Annotated in this window: 21 protein-coding genes; all 21 read right to left on the reverse strand. The window is 36.3% G+C overall.

Annotation, left to right across the window (positions count from 1 at the left end):
- Nucleotides 1-65: 65 nt before the first annotated feature.
- Complete coding sequence (gene cccA / locus P9E47_RS07480) at nucleotides 66-434, reverse strand: cytochrome c550 (protein WP_003332337.1); 369 nt, start codon at nucleotides 432-434, stop codon at nucleotides 66-68.
- 164 nt (nucleotides 435-598) lie between these two features.
- A complete protein-coding gene (locus tag P9E47_RS07485; RefSeq protein ID WP_003332335.1) occupies nucleotides 599-1,150 on the reverse strand; it encodes a hypothetical protein in 552 nt (183 codons plus the stop codon).
- A gap of 66 nt (nucleotides 1,151-1,216) precedes the next feature.
- The gene (rpoD, locus tag P9E47_RS07490; RefSeq protein WP_003332334.1) at nucleotides 1,217-2,359 is read right to left on the reverse strand and encodes an RNA polymerase sigma factor RpoD; all 1,143 of its coding nucleotides are present in this window, start codon (nucleotides 2,357-2,359) and stop codon (nucleotides 1,217-1,219) included.
- A 28-nt stretch (nucleotides 2,360-2,387) separates the two neighbouring features.
- On the reverse strand, nucleotides 2,388-4,202 hold the full coding sequence (gene dnaG / locus P9E47_RS07495; RefSeq protein ID WP_326163022.1) for a DNA primase: 1,815 nt from the start codon (nucleotides 4,200-4,202) through the stop codon (nucleotides 2,388-2,390).
- A gap of 409 nt (nucleotides 4,203-4,611) precedes the next feature.
- Nucleotides 4,612-5,421 carry a pyruvate, water dikinase regulatory protein gene (locus P9E47_RS07500; RefSeq protein ID WP_003332332.1) on the reverse strand — a complete coding sequence of 270 codons (810 nt, stop codon included), beginning with the start codon at nucleotides 5,419-5,421 and terminating at the stop codon, nucleotides 4,612-4,614.
- A 41-nt stretch (nucleotides 5,422-5,462) separates the two neighbouring features.
- Nucleotides 5,463-6,104: a helix-turn-helix transcriptional regulator gene (locus P9E47_RS07505; RefSeq protein ID WP_081585723.1), complete on the reverse strand. Its 642-nt coding sequence runs from the start codon at nucleotides 6,102-6,104 to the stop codon at nucleotides 5,463-5,465.
- 150 nt (nucleotides 6,105-6,254) lie between these two features.
- Nucleotides 6,255-7,001: a DNA repair protein RecO gene (recO, locus tag P9E47_RS07510; RefSeq protein WP_326163023.1), complete on the reverse strand. Its 747-nt coding sequence runs from the start codon at nucleotides 6,999-7,001 to the stop codon at nucleotides 6,255-6,257.
- 60 nt (nucleotides 7,002-7,061) lie between these two features.
- A complete protein-coding gene (locus P9E47_RS22920) occupies nucleotides 7,062-7,145 on the reverse strand; it encodes a hypothetical protein (RefSeq protein ID WP_407697176.1) in 84 nt (27 codons plus the stop codon).
- Between the two features lie 321 nt (nucleotides 7,146-7,466).
- On the reverse strand, nucleotides 7,467-8,375 hold the full coding sequence (gene era, locus P9E47_RS07520) for a GTPase Era (protein ID WP_003332328.1): 909 nt from the start codon (nucleotides 8,373-8,375) through the stop codon (nucleotides 7,467-7,469).
- Nucleotides 8,368-8,778, reverse strand: a complete 411-nt coding sequence (locus tag P9E47_RS07525) for a cytidine deaminase (protein ID WP_407697174.1) — start codon at nucleotides 8,776-8,778, stop codon at nucleotides 8,368-8,370. Before P9E47_RS07525 ends, era begins: the two co-directional genes overlap by 8 nt.
- A gap of 72 nt (nucleotides 8,779-8,850) precedes the next feature.
- Nucleotides 8,851-9,243 carry a diacylglycerol kinase family protein gene (locus tag P9E47_RS07530; RefSeq protein ID WP_003332326.1) on the reverse strand — a complete coding sequence of 131 codons (393 nt, stop codon included), beginning with the start codon at nucleotides 9,241-9,243 and terminating at the stop codon, nucleotides 8,851-8,853.
- A complete protein-coding gene (ybeY, locus tag P9E47_RS07535; protein ID WP_003332324.1) occupies nucleotides 9,221-9,685 on the reverse strand; it encodes an rRNA maturation RNase YbeY in 465 nt (154 codons plus the stop codon). The genes P9E47_RS07530 and ybeY overlap by 23 nt, the downstream gene beginning before the upstream one ends.
- On the reverse strand, nucleotides 9,682-11,787 hold the full coding sequence (locus P9E47_RS07540) for an HD family phosphohydrolase (RefSeq protein WP_003332323.1): 2,106 nt from the start codon (nucleotides 11,785-11,787) through the stop codon (nucleotides 9,682-9,684). Before P9E47_RS07540 ends, ybeY begins: the two co-directional genes overlap by 4 nt.
- Before the next feature lie 134 nt (nucleotides 11,788-11,921).
- Nucleotides 11,922-12,881 (reverse strand): PhoH family protein, encoded by a 960-nt coding sequence (locus P9E47_RS07545; RefSeq protein ID WP_003332322.1) that lies wholly within the window; start codon nucleotides 12,879-12,881, stop codon nucleotides 11,922-11,924.
- Nucleotides 12,882-12,884: 3 nt separating this feature from the next.
- Nucleotides 12,885-14,072 (reverse strand): sporulation protein YqfD, encoded by a 1,188-nt coding sequence (yqfD, locus tag P9E47_RS07550; protein WP_326163024.1) that lies wholly within the window; start codon nucleotides 14,070-14,072, stop codon nucleotides 12,885-12,887.
- Nucleotides 14,073-14,089: 17 nt separating this feature from the next.
- Nucleotides 14,090-14,380, reverse strand: coding sequence for a sporulation protein YqfC (gene yqfC, locus P9E47_RS07555; RefSeq protein ID WP_003332320.1), 291 nt, complete (start codon nucleotides 14,378-14,380; stop codon nucleotides 14,090-14,092).
- A gap of 77 nt (nucleotides 14,381-14,457) precedes the next feature.
- On the reverse strand, nucleotides 14,458-15,012 hold the full coding sequence (locus P9E47_RS07560) for a hypothetical protein (protein ID WP_003332319.1): 555 nt from the start codon (nucleotides 15,010-15,012) through the stop codon (nucleotides 14,458-14,460).
- Complete coding sequence (gene floA, locus P9E47_RS07565) at nucleotides 15,012-16,004, reverse strand: flotillin-like protein FloA (protein WP_003332318.1); 993 nt, start codon at nucleotides 16,002-16,004, stop codon at nucleotides 15,012-15,014. Before floA ends, P9E47_RS07560 begins: the two co-directional genes overlap by 1 nt.
- A 3-nt stretch (nucleotides 16,005-16,007) precedes the next feature.
- Nucleotides 16,008-17,354: an NfeD family protein gene (locus P9E47_RS07570; protein ID WP_003332316.1), complete on the reverse strand. Its 1,347-nt coding sequence runs from the start codon at nucleotides 17,352-17,354 to the stop codon at nucleotides 16,008-16,010.
- 321 nt (nucleotides 17,355-17,675) lie between these two features.
- Entirely contained in the window at nucleotides 17,676-18,119 is a 444-nt protein-coding gene (locus tag P9E47_RS07575) for a GatB/YqeY domain-containing protein (protein WP_003332315.1), read from the reverse strand.
- Between the two features lie 15 nt (nucleotides 18,120-18,134).
- Nucleotides 18,135-18,308: a 30S ribosomal protein S21 gene (gene rpsU / locus P9E47_RS07580; RefSeq protein WP_003332314.1), complete on the reverse strand. Its 174-nt coding sequence runs from the start codon at nucleotides 18,306-18,308 to the stop codon at nucleotides 18,135-18,137.
- Between the last annotated feature and the right edge of the window lie 4 nt (nucleotides 18,309-18,312).

The raw sequence follows: 18,312 nt of genomic DNA on the forward strand, positions 1-18,312 counted from the left end.
ACTGCCCGTCGCACAAAAAGCTTTCTACCTTTAGTAGAAAGCTTTTGAATTCTATTAGTTACTAACTATTTTTGTTCTGCCAACCATGCAGCAATTACCTCAGCTTTTGCAGGGTCTACCATTCCTGCAGGCATAGCATTTTTTCCATTATTAATGATATTTGCAATCTCTTCAGCTGAAAGTCTGCTTCCAACGTCAGCTAATGCAGGTCCAACTCCACCTTCTAAGTTTTGACCATGACATGAAGCACAGCTTGCTTTTACCATTCCTTCTGGATCGTCTGCTGCTGGTGCTGCTTGTTCAGTAGCTTGTCCTTTTTCTTCTTGAGCTGCTAACATTTTGTCAGCATTGTTTAATCCCCAATAAGAAACAACGACCATTAAAATGATACCAAGAATAGCAATGGATGCTAATGGCATTAATGGATTTTTCATTTCATTTCCTCCTTATGTATGTAGTCCTTTTGTTTACCTATTCTATTACAACACTTTATATTTTACTTTAAATAACTGTTTAGTGAAAGGGGTTCTGTTAAGTTTCACGAAAAAAAATCTATTTTTATACTAAAATAAGGTTATTTTGCTGAAATTTCTGATTTTTACAAGATAAAAGTATATGTAATCAAAAGAAGGGCGCCGGCAATTCCTGATATTGTTAAATATTTTAATTTTAGCCTGAAACCAAGGAACACCCAAAATAAGCAATTAAGTAAGATCATCAATATCAACCCGATTTGTGCGCCCAAAAAGATAGTTGAAATGGTGTTTACTGAACCTAAAAATAGAATCAATATACCAGTAATTAGGGCAATATGAAAAAAAACTGAATGGTTCTTCTTATAAAAGAAAACAGCACCACTAAAGCACATACCAACAAAGACAGTAATTAGGCCTATTTGCAAATCAATAGATAGTTCAGTAAAATATATTACAATAAACGTCAAAATGAGTAATGATATAATTAAAATATTGATTAATTGAAATATGAAGTCCTTTAATGAAAATGATTTTTTTTCAGTTACTTCTTGTCCTGTTTCTGAACCTTCTGTATATAAAGTTATTAGAAAGTCACAATATTGTTCCGGTAGTAAGCGGTGTTCTTTCCAGTACTTTATTTCTCTAAGAACAATATTTTTTCTTGCATCATCCATGCTTGGCCACCTCAAGACAAAAAATAGTTTACTTCATTATACATGAAGTAAACTATCATAAGTGCATTATTCTAGAAAATCTTTAAGCCGTTTACTTCGGCTTGGATGACGAAGCTTACGTAAGGCTTTTGCTTCAATTTGACGAATTCGTTCACGGGTAACGCCAAATACTTTACCAACCTCTTCAAGCGTCCGTGTTCTTCCGTCATCTAATCCAAAGCGAAGGCGTAATACATTTTCTTCACGATCAGTTAACGTGTCTAGGACGTCCTCAAGCTGTTCTTTTAGAAGTTCATAGGCAGCTGCATCTGATGGAGAAGTCGCTTCTTGATCCTCAATAAAATCACCTAAATGCGAGTCATCCTCTTCACCAATCGGTGTTTCCAATGATACAGGCTCTTGTGCGATTTTAAGGATTTCTCGAACCTTTTCAGGTGTCAGATCCATTTCCTCCCCAATTTCTTCAGGTGATGGTTCACGACCTAAATCCTGCAATAATTGCCTTTGGACCCGAATAAGCTTATTGATCGTCTCGACCATATGAACAGGGATACGAATCGTTCTTGCTTGGTCGGCAATCGCACGTGTAATAGCCTGGCGAATCCACCATGTTGCATACGTACTAAACTTAAACCCTTTTCGGTAATCGAATTTCTCAACAGCTTTAATTAGACCCATATTTCCTTCTTGAATTAGGTCTAGGAATAACATACCTCGGCCGACATATCTTTTCGCAATACTTACTACTAATCTTAGGTTTGCTTCAGCAAGGCGGCGTTTTGCTTCCTCGTCCCCTTTTTCAATACGTTCTGCCAGTTGAATTTCTTCATCTGCTGACAATAAGTCTACACGGCCAATCTCTTTTAAGTACATCCGAACAGGGTCATTAATCTTTATTCCTGGCGGAACGGAGAGGTCATTTAAATCAAACTCTTCTTCTTTCTCAAGTTGATTAAAGCTTGGATCATCCTCGTCATTCTCATCCTCATCCTCGTCTGACTGCCCGATTATATCAATACCTTTTTCACCTAGGTATTCATAAAATTCGTCCATCTGGTCTGAATCAAGCTCAAAAGCTGACAATCGCTCAGCTATTTCATCATAAGTGATTACTCCTCTTTTTTTCCCTTGTTGAATGACCTGCTCCTTCGCTTGGTCAAGTGTGATTTCTGTCTCTATATCTTTAGAACGAGCCCCTTTTTCAGCCATCAGTTCCCCTCCTTCCAGTAATTCCAACTTATTTCAAATTCTTCTTCAGCTCGATGATTTTCTTTGCAAGCTGTGCTGCTGTAATAATATCCTGTTGTTTTAATGCCTCTAACTTCTCTGTTTCGATATCTTTTATTTTTAACCATTTTGGATAATTCAACACCTGTTTAATGTAATCTGATAGTTCCTCATCGGAAATATTTATATTAATATTTAACATAGCAAGTTCAGATACAATTCTCCTAAGTTGTTCGTCCTCAATTCTTTGAAGAATGGCACCAACATCAGGAGCATTTCCTTCTTCAAAATAGCCATAAACAAATAGAGCTATAGCATTGTGAACATCTATGTTAAAAGAACAGCCTACTTGTTCTTTTACTTTTATAGTAATATCTTCACTTCTCAGCATATGGGCCAATAAAATACGTTCCGCATTATAATAGGCCGGTAAAAGCTTTTTTTTCGCCACTATTTTCTTTGTGTAGTTGTTATTATTATTTCGATTAAAAGCTGAAATATCCTTGTTTTTTCTCAATTTTCTATATATTTGATATTGTTCGCTTTTTAATGCATCCAATGAAATCGAAAACTCTTCTGATAGAGCTCTTAAATATCGGTCCCTTTCTACCGCTTTAGGAAGTAAACTTATTTCTTTTAGTACCTCTTCAATATAAGCAACAAGTTCTCCTTCATCTTGTAGATTTTTACCTCTTCGTAAAAACTCTATTTTAAATGCCATTAGTGTTAGGCTTGTTCCAATTACATTATTTTGAAAACTTTCGTATCCATATGTTCGAATATAGTCATCTGGATCAAAACCCTCAGGCATTTTTGACACTCTAACAGTACAACCGGCATTCGTTAAAACGCTCGCCGCACGATAAGCTGCATTGATCCCTGCACTATCTGAATCGTAGCAAATCGTCACGTTTTCGGCATTTCTCCGTATGATATTCGCTTGTTCATCTGTTAACGAGGTGCCTAATGAAGCAACTCCGTTTTCTACCCCCGCACGATGTGCAGCTATGACATCAACATATCCTTCAAAAAGGATCACCTGCTGCTTTTTGCGGATTTCCGGACGTGCAAGATGTAATCCGTATAATGTTTTACTTTTATTAAATATTTTCGTTTCAGGACTGTTTAAATATTTAGGCTCACCTTCATAGAGTATTCGGCCGCCAAATGCGATAGTCCTGCCCTGGTTATCCCATATTGGAAACATTATCCGATCACGAAACCGGTCAAAATAAGTCCCATCACTATCCTTTCTTACTATAAGGCCTGCCTTTGCCATCTCATGGAGATTGAAGCCTCTTTTTTCCAAAAATCTTGAGGCAACATCCCAAGTATTAGGTGCATAACCAATTTTAAATCTATTAATAACTTCCTCTGTAAAGCCTCTTTGCTGCAAATATTTGGTTGCTACAGTCCCCTCTTTTGTATTTACCAGCAAGTGGTGGTAAAATTTTTGTAATAGGTCGTGGGCCCGAAACATCTCAGCGTAATCAGGGGATTTTTCAGAGAAAGGACTTACCTCATTTTGAATAGGAAGATTAATATGTACTTTCTCAGCTAATGTTGCTGCAGCCTCCATAAAGGAGCAGTTTTCAATATTCATAAGAAACGAAAAAACATTACCTCCTGCCCCACAACCAAAACAATGATATATTTGTTTATCTGCGGAAACAGAAAAAGAAGGCGTTTTTTCGCCGTGAAAAGGACATAGACCGAAATAATTCCGACCTTGCTTTTTTAATTGGATATATTCACTAATTACATCAACAATGTCTACCTTATTTCTAATTTCTTCAATGGTTTCTTCGGGAATACGATTTCCCATCTAGCATCACCATATTTTCTACCTTTAATATTTATTCTATCTCCTTATTAAAATCCCCTTCAAATTTCGACATTTTTCTTAGAAATTTTTTATAAAATCTTTTCTAGTATTTCACCATCTTTCTTAATTCTACATCCCTCTATATATTCCTTCTTTAAATTAATTATTTTATAATTTTGATTTTTGTCGAAAAGCTTGGGAATTATACTTTAGTCTTTCTAATATAGTTTATTCTTTCATTGTCAAGTATAAACCAAAAATTTTAATTTAATCACAAATTTTTATTGTAATATAAAGTTATTTAAATTTCTAGATATAAATCAAAAAAATATCTCAAGAATATCAAGCATTCATTATTCCATAAGCAATTATGATTGCTATATTGTACGAATGCATGACATTTTGAGATTTAAGACATTTTTTTAGCGTATAAATTTAATATTAAGTTTGCTGTTTCTTCTACGGCCTTGTTGGAAACATCTATTACTTCACAACCGATCTTTTTTACAAGGTTATCAAAGTACGATAGTTCCTCTTTAATTCGATCTAAATTAGCATAGCTGGCTGTGTCACTAAGTCCAAGCGATTTTAACCTTTCCTTGCGGATATTATTTAACTTTTCCGGCGTTATTTTTAAAGCAAAGCACTTTTCGGCCGGAATTTGGAATAATTCCTCTGGCGGCTCAACTTCAGGCACAATAGGGATGTTAGCAACCCTTAAACGTTTCAATGCTAAATATTGTGATAACGGTGTCTTTGATGTTCTTGACACCCCAAGAAGAACGATATCCGCTCTTAAAATTCCGCGCGGATCCCTACCGTCGTCATATTTTACAGCAAATTCAATTGCTTCGACCTTTTTAAAGTAATCTTCATCCAATTGGCGTACGAGTCCCGGCTCTTCTCGAGGCTTCTTATTATAGCTATCCTGCATCTGTTTAACCATTGGACCGATAATATCGACAGCAGGAACACCAACTTTCCCTGCCTCAGCAACTAAGAAATCCCGCATGCTAGGAACTACCAATGTAAAAGCAATGATAGCATTATTTTCTTTTGCCAAAGAGATCACTTCACTTAACGTTCCAGTATCTTCAACATATGGGATTCGTTTCACATTTATTCCAAATGAATAAAACTGACTAGCAGCTGCTTTTACAACGAGCTCAGCCGTTTCCCCAACCGAATCAGATACAACATAAACATTGGCATTTTCCAAAATTCCTCCATTCCTTTCCATCTACTTATTGTTTGTGTATATTAGATGATTTCATCTTTTGCTATCTCTAATAGTACCTTTGTCATATTGGTTTTTGTCAACCTTCCAATAACTTCGTACCCTTTTCCTGAAATTTTAACAACCGGAACTGCATCGATTTGTTTTTCAATGATTTTTTCAGCTACATCGATTATTAAATCATCTTTTTGACAGAAAGTTATATTCGGCATTCTTGTCATTATTATATTCACAGGAATAGCCTCAAGGTTCGTTTTTCCAAGACTTGCACGTAATAAATCCTTTCTGGAAAGCACACCAACTAACATCGAGTTCTTGTCAACTACAAATAGTGTACCAACATCCTCAAGGAACATTGTACATATAGCATCATAGACGGAAACACCTTCATCAACGACAACAGGCATGGATTGATATTGGTAAACTTGTAACTTTTTAACCTTTTCTGTCAATAATTGCGAACCAGTTTTTCCAGTATAAAAATAGCCTACACGCGGACGCGCTTCTAAATAACCGGCCATTGTCAAAATAGCTAAATCTGGCCTAAGTGTCGCTCTAGTTAAATTTAATTGATCAGCTATTTGTTCACCTGTTATTGGACCGTTATCTTTTACAATTTGCAAAATTTTCTCCTGACGATTACTTAGTTCTATCGTACTCACCACCTTAAATCATAAAAACACTATATAAAAGAAAAAGGTAATATTTTAATTATAATATTGATATATTTATTATAGCTTAATTTGGGTGATTGAGTAATAATATGCTTCATTAAAATTAAAAACTTAATAAATAGTATGTAACAATATCCTTTTTCAAGGTTTAAAACGATCAAGTTGGGTGAGAAAACGCTTAGATTTAAGATTCAATCCAGAATATTCATCATATAACGACGAAATCACGGTTTTTAGTTCTTTTTTAGTTGTGTCCTTAACAGAAATTTTTCCAAGACGATGCAAATCAAAGTAATAAAAAAGACGAAGTAACTTAAGCGTTGCTGGTGATATCTGAATCAGATTGGGATCAATATGGAAACAACGATGACATATAAAACCGCCTTCTCTAATCGAGAAGGCGAATTTTCCTTGCGTTTTTGAACAATGAACACATCCATCAAGTTTTGGATAAATACCTGCAATATTTAACATTTTCATTTCATATATATAAGTTAGTATTTCCAAGTCCATTCCTTCGTTTATATAATTTAAAGTTTGATACAGGAGTTCGAATAAAAATGGATTTGTCTTTTTTTCTTCTGTTAATTTATCGGTGAGTTCAACGATATAAGCAGAATAGGCCGACTTTTCCAGATCCTCTCTAAGTCCCCTAAAGGAATTAATGATTTCTCCTTGCTGTAAAGTCCCTAAACCGGTGCCCGTTTGCACTAAAAAATGTCCATAAATAAACATTTGTGAAACGGACGTTAGCCTGCTTTGCGGCTTTTTGGCTCCACGTGCCATAACACCTATTTTACCCATTTCTCTTGTAAACAGGTTAACAATCTTATTTGTTTCGCCATAGTCAATCGTTCGGATGACAATCCCTTCAACTTTTCGCAGCAATTTTGACACCATCCACTATTTATTGATTCATAAATTCGCTTTCAAGAAGCGGTGCATGGGTCAAGATAAAGGAGAATCAGTTTGAATTAGCTCGTTAAAATTAATATCAGTAGTTTCTTGATATTCCCGTTCAATCTCTTTCATAAGAAGATACGTTTCCAAATTACCAGTTTGACTAAAGATTTTCCAGGTAAAATCTATCACAAGAAACCCCACCTTTTCAATTTTTTAGAAAGACACGACTTGCCGCCCACGATGGCGGAGTACCTAAAGGTATGACCTAAAGGCCCTCGATGTCCCTTCTTATACTGATAACCAACAAAAACATAAACTTATCAGTATAAAAACTAGCTTTTTTTACAACTCCCTAATATTAGCCTGACCTAACGATTACATTTAATGTAAGTGAAATTCTGTAAATTTAATGTCTAGCTCTAGCACCCAGCGAGTGCTTCCGCTTTTCGATCAATATTCATCTTCTCTAAAACCGAAGTCTCTTAGTTGATTTAATCTGTTCCGCCAATCTTTTTGGACTTTAACCCATAATTCTAAAAAGACTTTGGAACCTAATAACGCTTCTATATCAATCCTTGCCAATCGGCCGACCTCTTTCAACATCTTCCCTTGCTTGCCGATCACGATACCTTTCTGCGAGTCCCGCTCAACAATTATTGTTGCCGCAATATATACCGTATTCCCATCCCCGCGACGTTCCAATGAATCCATTACAACGGCAATCGAATGTGGAATTTCCTCGCGTGTTAAATGAAGCACTTTTTCACGTATAAGCTCGGTTATGATGAACCTCTCAGGATGGTCTGTCACTTGGTCAGCAGGATAATACTGCGGTCCATTCGGCATGTACTTTTCGATTTGTTCTAACAATGTCGTTACGTTATTTCCTTCAAGGGCTGATATCGGGATAATTTCCTTAAAAGGATACATTTCTTTGTATTGATCGATCAGCGTTATTAATTCATCAGGATGGACCTGATCTATTTTATTAATTACCAGAAAAACGGGTTGGTTGGTCTGTTTTAAACGCTCAATAATAAATTGATCGCCTTTTCCAAAACCTTCCACCGCATTGATCATAAATAAGATCAAATCAACTTCATTTAGCGTATTCTGGGCAACTTTCATCATAAAATCGCCAAGCTTATGTTTAGGTTTATGAATACCAGGTGTATCAATAAATATAATTTGACTATGGTCAGTTGTATAGACACCCTGAATTTTATTTCTTGTGGTTTGCGGCTTATCGCTCATGATTGCTATTTTTTGACCGATTACTTTATTTAAAAATGTTGATTTTCCTACATTTGGTCTTCCAATAATGGATACAAATCCTGATTTATAATTTTCATTACTCATGCATATCCTCCGCAGTAAAAGCACCCGGCAATAATTCCTGAACAGTAGTTTCAAAAATATCGCCTTTCAAATTTGTTAAATATACTGGCATATTAGGCGGGCAAAATTCAGCCATTACTTGACGGCATGCACCACAAGGCGGTACAGGACGTTCCGTATCAGCTACAACTGCAAGTGCCTTAAATTTTTTAATTCCTTCTGAATAAGCTTTAAATAGAGCAGTGCGTTCTGCGCAATTGGTTAATCCGTAGGAAGCATTTTCTATGTTACAACCTTTAATTACATCATCTTCTTCGGTTAAAAGGGCCGCTCCAACTTTAAATTTTGAATAAGGAACATAGGCCATCTCTCTTGCTTCTTTTGCTTTTTCTATGAGTGCGATTTTTGATATATCTTGTTTCATTTTCATTTCCTTTCGAAGTACTTTTATTTTACACTAACTTTTATTAAATTTCAGCAATAACAAAAGAATAATTTACAAAAGATTCAAAAACTTTAAAAATGGTATTGTAAAAATAATTAATCCTATGATAACAGATATAATTGCGAAAACAAAAACAGCTGCTGCAGCGGTGTCCTTAGCTTGTTTAGCTAAAGGCTTCATGTCCTTCGTGCATAAATCAACTGTTCTTTCGATTGCTGTATTGACTGATTCCAGACTAATAACGATTCCAATACACAGAAGGAGCAAGATCCATTCAATTTTAGAAACCGAGAAAAAATATGCTAAAAAAACAACAATACAGGCAACCGATAGGTGGATCTGCATATTTCGCTCTTTTTTTATAACATGTAATAATCCTTGGGTAGCATATTTAAAACTGGCCGCCAATCTTTTACGTTCTTTACCGATGGAGCCCATATTCATCTAATAGTTCCTTTTGTTTAGCAAACATTATTTGTTCATCTTCTTTTTCCATATGGTCGTAACCCAATAAGTGAAGAAAACCATGGATACTTAAAAACCCTAATTCTCTCATAAAGCTATGATTATATTCGTTTGCTTGTTCAATCGTTCTTGGAATCGAGATAATGATATCACCTAGTATAGTAGGCAAATTTTCTCCCGTAATGGCAATCTCGCCTTCCCCCATTTCCTCCATCGCAAAAGAAATTACATCCGTTGGTTGATCCTTCATCCGGTAAGTACGATTAATCTCCTGTATTTCTTCATTATTAACAAAGGTAACAGATAGTTCAGCATCGGAGTTAATCCCTTCTTTTTCTGCTGCAAATTGCAGTAATTTCTCAATTTCTTTTTGCTGCTCCTCTAGGACATAATTATGGTCATCAATAAAATCAATAATCATTCTAACACCTCTACCTTTTTTACTTGTTTCTTATCAGGATTTTCTGGATACTCAATTCTTGAATGGAATATTCCTTTTAATGTTTCACACATTGATTTTGTAGCGATATCAAGCTCCTTTAAAGTGATATCACATTCATCGAACTGACCATCCTGGATTCGATCAGATAATATCTTTCGAACTAAATTCTCTACTTTTTGCATAGTTGGATTTGGCATTGACCGAACAGCAGCTTCGACACTATCAGCAATACCAACAATGACCGATTCCTTTGTTTGAGCCTTTGGTCCTGGATATCGGAAGTCTGACTCGATGACATTTTCCGATTGTTCCTTCGCTTTAAAATAAAAGTATTTTAATAATGTGGTACCATGATGCTGCTCACAAATATCAATGATTTCCTTCGGGATATTGTGTTCCCGGAGCAAATCTGCCCCATCATATGGGTGTGCCGTAATGATCGTCGTACTTAGTTGCGGCGAAATGTTATTGTGTGGGTTTTCCATGTTCATCTGGTTTTCAATATAGAAATGTGGTCGCTTTGTTTTACCAATATCATGATAATAAGCCCCCACTCTTGCCAAAAGCCCATTCGCCCCAATTGCTTCACATGCTGCTTCGGATAAATTAGCAACCATGACACTGTGATGGTAGGTCCCTGGAGTCTCAAGTAATATTTTACGTAGCAACGGATGATTCGGACTGGATAATTCAATTAATTGGACTGTAGATAGTATTCCAAACCACGCCTCAAAAACAGGCAACAAGCCTAACGTCAAGACCGCTGAGATAAAACCGGATAAAAACGCCAATAAAAAGTAGGTTCCAATCTCAATCCCTGTATAATGACCATTTCTAATCATAAACAAGGCTGCTATTACAACGATATTAACAACAGAAACATATAATCCGGCTTTTAATATTTTCGTACGGTAATGCCTTTCGTTAATAAAGATTATACCTGCAATTCCACTAATTAAAAAATAAATGCCAATTGAAAAATTAAATTTTCCAAGCATCTCAACATTAAAAATAAGACTGCTGCAGATTGCGAAAATGATACTTGAGATAGCTGCCAGCTTTTCATTAAGAAGTACCTTTATTAGCATCGGTGCCATCGCTACAGGGAAAATATAGCCTATTTCAGAAACAAGTTGGAATAAACTTATAACCTTCATTAATAAAATAGTTAATAAAAAGATTAAAATATAGATAATTCGTTGTTTAGGGTTAATACCATGAAGATATACAGCAATAATACTTGTTAAGGTTAAAGTAAATATGGCTAGTCCAATAAAAAGATTTGGATTTACTTTTTCATCTAAAAGACCAACAAGTTCGAGCTGTTTATACATTTCCCGGTCGATAACTTGTCCTTCTTTAACAAGGACTTGACCAGCCCTAATCTTTACAGGGCTTACTGCATCCATCGCTTCCTGTCTTTTACCTTCAGTCCCCTTTACATCATAAACGTAATTAGGGATGATTGCATATTGAGCAATTATAATCATGACCGTTTTTAAATTTTCAGGTAAATTTACTTTTTTTATTTCCTCTGAAACGATTTCCTTTTGCAAATCCTCTTCCCCGACCTTAATCGGCTGTGTCATAATTTGCTTTATTAATGTGATGGCTGTATTTTTTGCACTGTCCAGCTGCGAGGGTGAAGCCGCTAATAATGTTTCCAAATTAGTATTTGAAAGCTGCCCTTTAAGCTCTGATGGTATCAATTCGTTTAGTGTCGTTAATTTACTTTCAAGTATTTCGCTCTCTAATTCTTCTTTTTTAACAACGGTAACAGCATCAAAAATGGACGAAATAATTTCGACACGGTTTTCAGCGTAATCCGTTTTTAAAATATACTGATCTTCCACCTTCAAGGCTGCCTCTTGCTTTTTTTCCTCAGTTGCCTCGATATCCTCCACGGTTATCGGTGAAATAATATCCTTTTTAGCAACAGAAAAAAGACGGAGATCTAATTTTTCGGGTTGAATATTCGAATACATTGCCCCATATAAAACAATTGCAAGTATGGTAAAAAGAAAAGCTGAAAAAAACCTATTCTTTTGCATTTTTTCAAACCAAAGTTTTAAATTTTTCATCTTTCTCCTCAACTCCTAAAACAAATGGAAAAAAGGGCTGTCTCAACGGTGTCAGACCCCACATACTTACGATGTAGTTCTTTGGCATCCGCCGAGTGGATGCCAGACACCGTTGAGACAGCCCTCTCTGGGTCTTATCTTAGGTTTTCGTATGCATTTATAATTTTCTGTACTAATGGGTGCCGTACAACATCTGATTGTTCTAAATAAACAAATTCAATTCCTGATATATCCTTCAATATATCCCTTACGACGCTTAGTCCTGATTTAACTCCATTTGGAAGATCTACTTGAGTAATATCACCGGTAATTACCATTTTTGAACCAAAACCTAGTCTAGTTAGAAACATTTTCATTTGTTCTTTAGTTGTATTTTGCGCTTCATCTAAAATGACAAAGGAATCGTCTAGTGTGCGGCCGCGCATATAAGCGAGCGGCGCAATTTCAATTGTGCCTCTTTCAATTAATCTTGCAACTTGGTCTGCGCCTAATACATCATGCAAAGCATCGTATAAAGGGCGCAGATATGGATCTACCTTTTCTTTAAGATCGCCTGGTAAAAAGCCGAGACTTTCCCCTGCTTCTACTGCAGGTCTTGTAAGAATGATCCGTTTCACCAGTCCACTCTTAAGTGCTGCAACAGCCATAACAACTGCAAGATATGTCTTGCCCGTTCCAGCAGGGCCGATTCCAAAAACTAAGTCATTCGCTTTAATCGCAGATATATATTTTCTTTGTCCTAATGTTTTTACACGAATAGATTTACCCTTCACATTTTTCGTAATTTCTTGCTCGTATAATTCTTCAAATTGATCGAGCATTCCTTTTTTACCCAAATCAATAGCGTACACTACATCACGTTCGGAAATGCTCGCTCCTTTCCTAATCACCTTAAGCAGGGCCATAAGAACTATTTCTGCAAGCTGAAGTGCTTCAGCGTCACCCGATACGCTTACTGATTCTCCTCTTGTGACAATAAAAAGCTGAAGCTTTTCTTCCATTATTTTTAAATTCCGATCCTCAGTCCCAAATAAAGATAGAGCTTCATTTAAAGTCTGTAGTTGTATGTTGATCGTTTTAAAATTTTCTTGCATTATTTAGTCTCCTTGAATTATAGGTTGTGGTGAGGCGATATTTTCTATAACCTGGTAGTGTATCATTAATTTAACTTTACCATTGTCTAATGTCTGGTGCAAAACATTTTCTCCTTTTATAACTGCTTCTTCTCCAAGTTTTGCCTTTAAATCATTTCTTGCTGTCTTTTTCCCAATTAAAATGGCGGATTGTTTATCATATTTTCTAATATGTTCTTCTTCTTCGCGAATGATTTGTTTTCGATATACGATGGGTAAATCCCATCTTAAAAATTGAACTTGTTTATCTAAATTCTCTGTCTTATAAGTTTTATATTCAATCTTTTTAAATCCCCATAATGGGATATTCAATTTAAAAACCTCAAGGGAATACTTTGTCATACTTTCTCCGGTAAATACATTAAAGACCGTTTCTAAAGGCACAGTAATATGAGACTTGTACCAAATTTCGCCAAAAACCTTACCCTTAGCAGGAATAATCTGAGTATTCCCTTCCTTGCCAATAATCCCTGAAACGAGAATTTTACCGGGTTTCACAAAATCATTGATCTTTATAATAGGTTGTCCTTGTTCGACAAAATAATCATAAATTACAGCCTTTTTATTCGCTACTAGATGCCTTGGGCTAAGTAATTCAGGCTCTTCAGCGACTTTTTTCTCAACTACCTCAAAATGATAGGCCGTGCCGCTTAATTTAACTCCTACCCATGTAATCGAAGACATTCTTTCCATCAGTTCACCCTGGATATCTTCGTTACTTGGAAGGGAAAAATGAAGTTTTCCCCGTTTTATACCCATTGATGAAAGTTCTTTTCTCATATCATGCTCAATCTTTGGGTTTGCCCCTGTTATTTCAATATTCCAAATCATATTGGACAAAAGCAATGTAATTATAAAAGCAATGGCAATACCAATAATAAACCCGCTATTAGACATCATTTTCTTTACTAAAAAAGGCCAACCTAAGCGACCGATGAACTCCAGCCTACAGCCGCTCTTTCGGATAATCCTTCTGAGTTTATGTATATCCTCTAATCTCAAATAGCCCGTAACCGATGTAGTACCTTGCCTTTTTAAATTCCAAATATATACATCCGCTCTGACACAATTATTTAAAAAAGGTTCTATTAGTCTGCCGGTCACTTTAATTTTGACATAGCCTGAAAAATAGCTGGTCCATTGATTTTTCATTACATAGATCTCCTTCCTTATTTTCCGGGTTCGTCCAAATATAATACTTGAGCTATTTTACCTTCGAGTAAGATCTCTTCAGGAAGCATTGTTCTAAGTACAAATTGTTCCCCTTTAATCAATAGCTGACCTTGCTTTAGCAACAAGCGCAGTTCTGTATCCGAAAACTGAAGTAATCCCCGATGATTTTCTATATATATATGAATTTGTCCGATCATCGTAATCCTTGGGAGATCCATCATTACATCGGCGGGTAGTTCCATATTTTGTGTTATCCATCTTTTAATTTGTTGTCTAAACTTTTTCATTAAGAGACCCCCCTCTCCTTTCATGTTTATGAACAAACAGTGATTTTTAGCACCAAAAAAGAGGTTAAGCACAATGCTTAACCTCTTTTTAAATAGGAATATGAATGTTTTTTTCTTGCCCTTGGTGGTCCAAGAATTTCTCCCCAAATCACACCTTCAATGACTTTCTTTCTGTTCATTTCTTTCATATTGATCGCTTGCTGTCTAATTTCTTTCGGGGCAGCGGTATTTTTATTTACATATTCGAAGCGTGTCTTTACTTTTTCGATATCAGGCATCACTTCTTCGGCGGATATTATAGCGGTTTCGAATTCCGGCTTTTTTATTTCAGCTTGATACACTGTTGGTTGTTGCTTTTGATTTTGATCCTCTATGTGTTTTGTACTTTCGCCCAATAAATCATCAAGCTGTGGGATAAAAGGTTTAACCCTTTTATCCTTTGCCGGTTGATACCGTTTTTCATCTCGGGTTTGAATTGGAGTCGGAGTTTGTTTTCTGTTTTGATTTCGATTTTGATTTCGGCGGTTGTTATTTTGGTTTTCATTAGCTCGTTTCAAAAAGCTGATGACCCCGCCAATTATCACGATAATGAAAGCGAGATTTCCGAATATAAGATCAAAAAGCGCCTCCATTATTTCATTCCTTCTTCATCATCTTTAGAAATTTTGCCGATTGAATTTCTCATATCTGTATCAGCATCAATATTTCTAAAGTTCATATAATCCATAACACCAATATTACCTGATCGTAGTGCCTCAGCCATAGCAAGTGGTACTTGGGCTTCTGCTTCAACAACCTTCGCTTTCATTTCTTCGACTTTCGCCCTCATCTCTTGTTCTTGAGCTACAGCCATTGCACGGCGCTCTTCAGCCTTGGCTTGAGCAATCTTTTTATCCGCTTCAGCCTGGTCTGTTTGTAAACCAGCACCAATATTTTTACCGATATCAATATCTGCAATATCAATAGACAAGATTTCGAACGCTGTTCCGGCATCAAGTCCTTTTGTCAGAACGGTTTGTGAAATCATATCAGGATTTTCTAATACTTTTTTATGATCGGTTTGACTACCGATTGTTGATACTATACCTTCGCCAACACGAGCAATAACCGTTTCTTCACCAGCACCACCGACTAAACGATCAATGTTGGCGCGAACTGTAATTCTCGCTTTGGCTTTAACCTCAATTCCATCCATGGCAACCCCTGAGATAAATGGTGTTTCAATAACCTTAGGATTAACACTCATTTGCACAGCTTCTAATACATCACGGCCAGCAAGATCGATGGCAGCCCCACGTTCAAAAGTAAGTTCAATATTCGCGCGGTGGGCTGCAATCAATGCATTAACAACCCGGTCAACATTACCACCAGCAAGATAGTGACTTTCTAATTGATTTGTACTTAAATTCAGACCTGCTTTTACCGCTTTAATCAATGGATTAATCACACGGCTTGGAATAACTCGACGTAACCTCATTCCAATTAATGTAAAGATGCTGACTCTTACCCCTGAAGCTAACGCGGAAATCCAAAGCATAACAGGAACAAAGGTAAATAATACTGATAGTGCGATAATAATTAGTGCAATGATTAACAATAAAAAAATGGTACCTTGTGTTATCATATCCTATTCCTCCACTTCCTTTTTAATTTCTCGAACAACAATTCTAGAGCCTTCTACTTTTATTATTTTCACTTTTATATTACTGCTAATAAAACTACCTTCTGTTACAACATCGACTCGTTCATCATTGAAAACAGCCGTACCAGACGGACGAAGCGGTGTTACAGTGGTTCCCTCTAGTCCAATCAAATCTAAACGATTTTGGTTAGATACATACCCTTGCTCACTGCTTGTTGAATCAAAAAGAATAATTCGCCTAAAGATCCCTTTCTCATACCCAAAACGCCTAAATAAAATGACAGAAGCAATTATAGTTACAAGAATGGCAATTAATATTGAAAAAATCATATGGCTAATATTCTCCGCAGCAAGTAATAAACTTGTTATGATAGAAAGTACACCTAAGAGTCCCATAATTCCTCCTGGAACAAAAAACTCAAGTACAATAAGTATAATACCAATGATTACCAATATAATCGATTCCATACCTGCTAACCCCGCTATCATATGGCCATAAAAGAATAACAACAATGAAGATAAACCCATTATTCCTGGTACCCCAAAGCCTGGACTATATAACTCAATGACCAAACCAAGGCTTCCAATAGAAAGTAAAATTGGGACAACGATCGGGTTCGTTATAAAACGAGCTAACTTTTCTGCAAAGCTTTCTTCCATTTGTTGAATGGTTGCCCCAGACAAACCTAAGTAATCGAGCAACTCTGCTCTTGTACTTACAATTTTCTCAGCGTAGCCAACCTCTATCGCCTGTTCTGCCGTTAGTGTTAAGAACTCGCCTTTTTTTACCCCGAATTTAGGTATTTCAACATTTTCATCAGCCATTGCTAGTGCATATATCGGATCACGATTATTTAATTCCGCGGAAGCCTTCATTTCCGCTAACCACATAGACTCAGCTTTTTTACCGGCAGTATTACCTTGTTGATCAATTATTCCTGCTGCCCCCATCGTTGAATGAGGTACCATTACAATTTGATTGGCATTCAGCGCTAGATAAGCACCTGCAGATAAAGCACTTTTATTTATGAATGCTGTGGTTGGTATTTCTGTCTCTCGCAAAGACTTCGCAATATCTAAGGCCGCATCGACTACACCACCAGGAGTGTTCAATTCAAACACAATATGACTCGCCCCGATTTTCTCCGCCTCTTCGATGGAACGATTAAGAAAGGCACCTAGTCCCTGTTCCACTGTTTTTTCAACAGGTACAAAATATACAATCTTTTCAGATTTAGCCTGTACAGGAAATACTTGTGGTAGAAGAATGAATAGAGTAAATAGAGCAAAAGTAATGATTATAGCTTTCTGTATAAAGGTTTTTGACCGCAAATATAAACCTCCCCTCTAAAAATCAAATGCGCCCTGACGTATTTGTGCCCAGATTTTTTCGAGCTTGCTCGAAAAACTACCTCTAAAAATCTGAGGCATCCGCCGGAAGCTTTAACTTTATTCAGTACTAAATAAAGTTATAAATTGTCCTCATGTATGTATTACGGATTAGTTCCTAAAAAGGTTTCAATTCAAAGATATAAAAAGATATAAAATTAAAAGGGACTGTTCCAAAACTTATCAACGACCACATACCATAATGATGGTATTTCATCTGTGGTTGTCAGATAAAATTTTGATACAGCCCCTTATTTGAAAGTATTATGACAAATGTTTAAGGACGAGGCGATTTACTAATGTACCATCAGCTTTGCCTTTTACTTTTGGCATGATCGCACCCATAACCTTGCCCATTTCAGCTTTGGTTGAAGCTTTTATTTCAGAAATTGTTTGTTTGACGATTTCCTCCACTTCTTCTTCTGTTAGCTGTTCAGGCATATAAATCATTAATATTTCAATTTCAGCTTTAAGTTTATCAGCTAAGTCGCTGCGACCAGCATTTTCGAACTCAAGGAGGGAGTCTTTACGCTGTTTTAATTCGCGGTTTAAAACAGTAAGCTCTTCTTCATCAGATAAGTCATGACCAAGCTTTATTGCTTCGTTCTGAAGAGCAGCTTTTACCATACGGATAACAGATAATTTTTCTTTATCTTTATCTCTCATCGCTTGCTTCATATCGTCAGTAAGACGCTCAAGAAGACTCATAAATAACACCCTCTCTTAAAACTTACGCTTTCTTGCAGCCTCTGATTTTTTCTTACGTCTTACACTAGGTTTCTCATAAAATTCACGCTTCCTAGCTTCAGAAAGTGTTCCATTTTTAGAAACGGATCTTTTGAATCGACGAAGAGCATCCTCAAGTGATTCATTTTTACGAACGCGAGTCGTTGACATAACT

It is taken from the genome of Schinkia azotoformans (genome assembly GCF_035811335.1).
GTDB classification, from domain to species: domain Bacteria; phylum Bacillota; class Bacilli; order Bacillales; family Bacillaceae_J; genus Schinkia; species Schinkia azotoformans.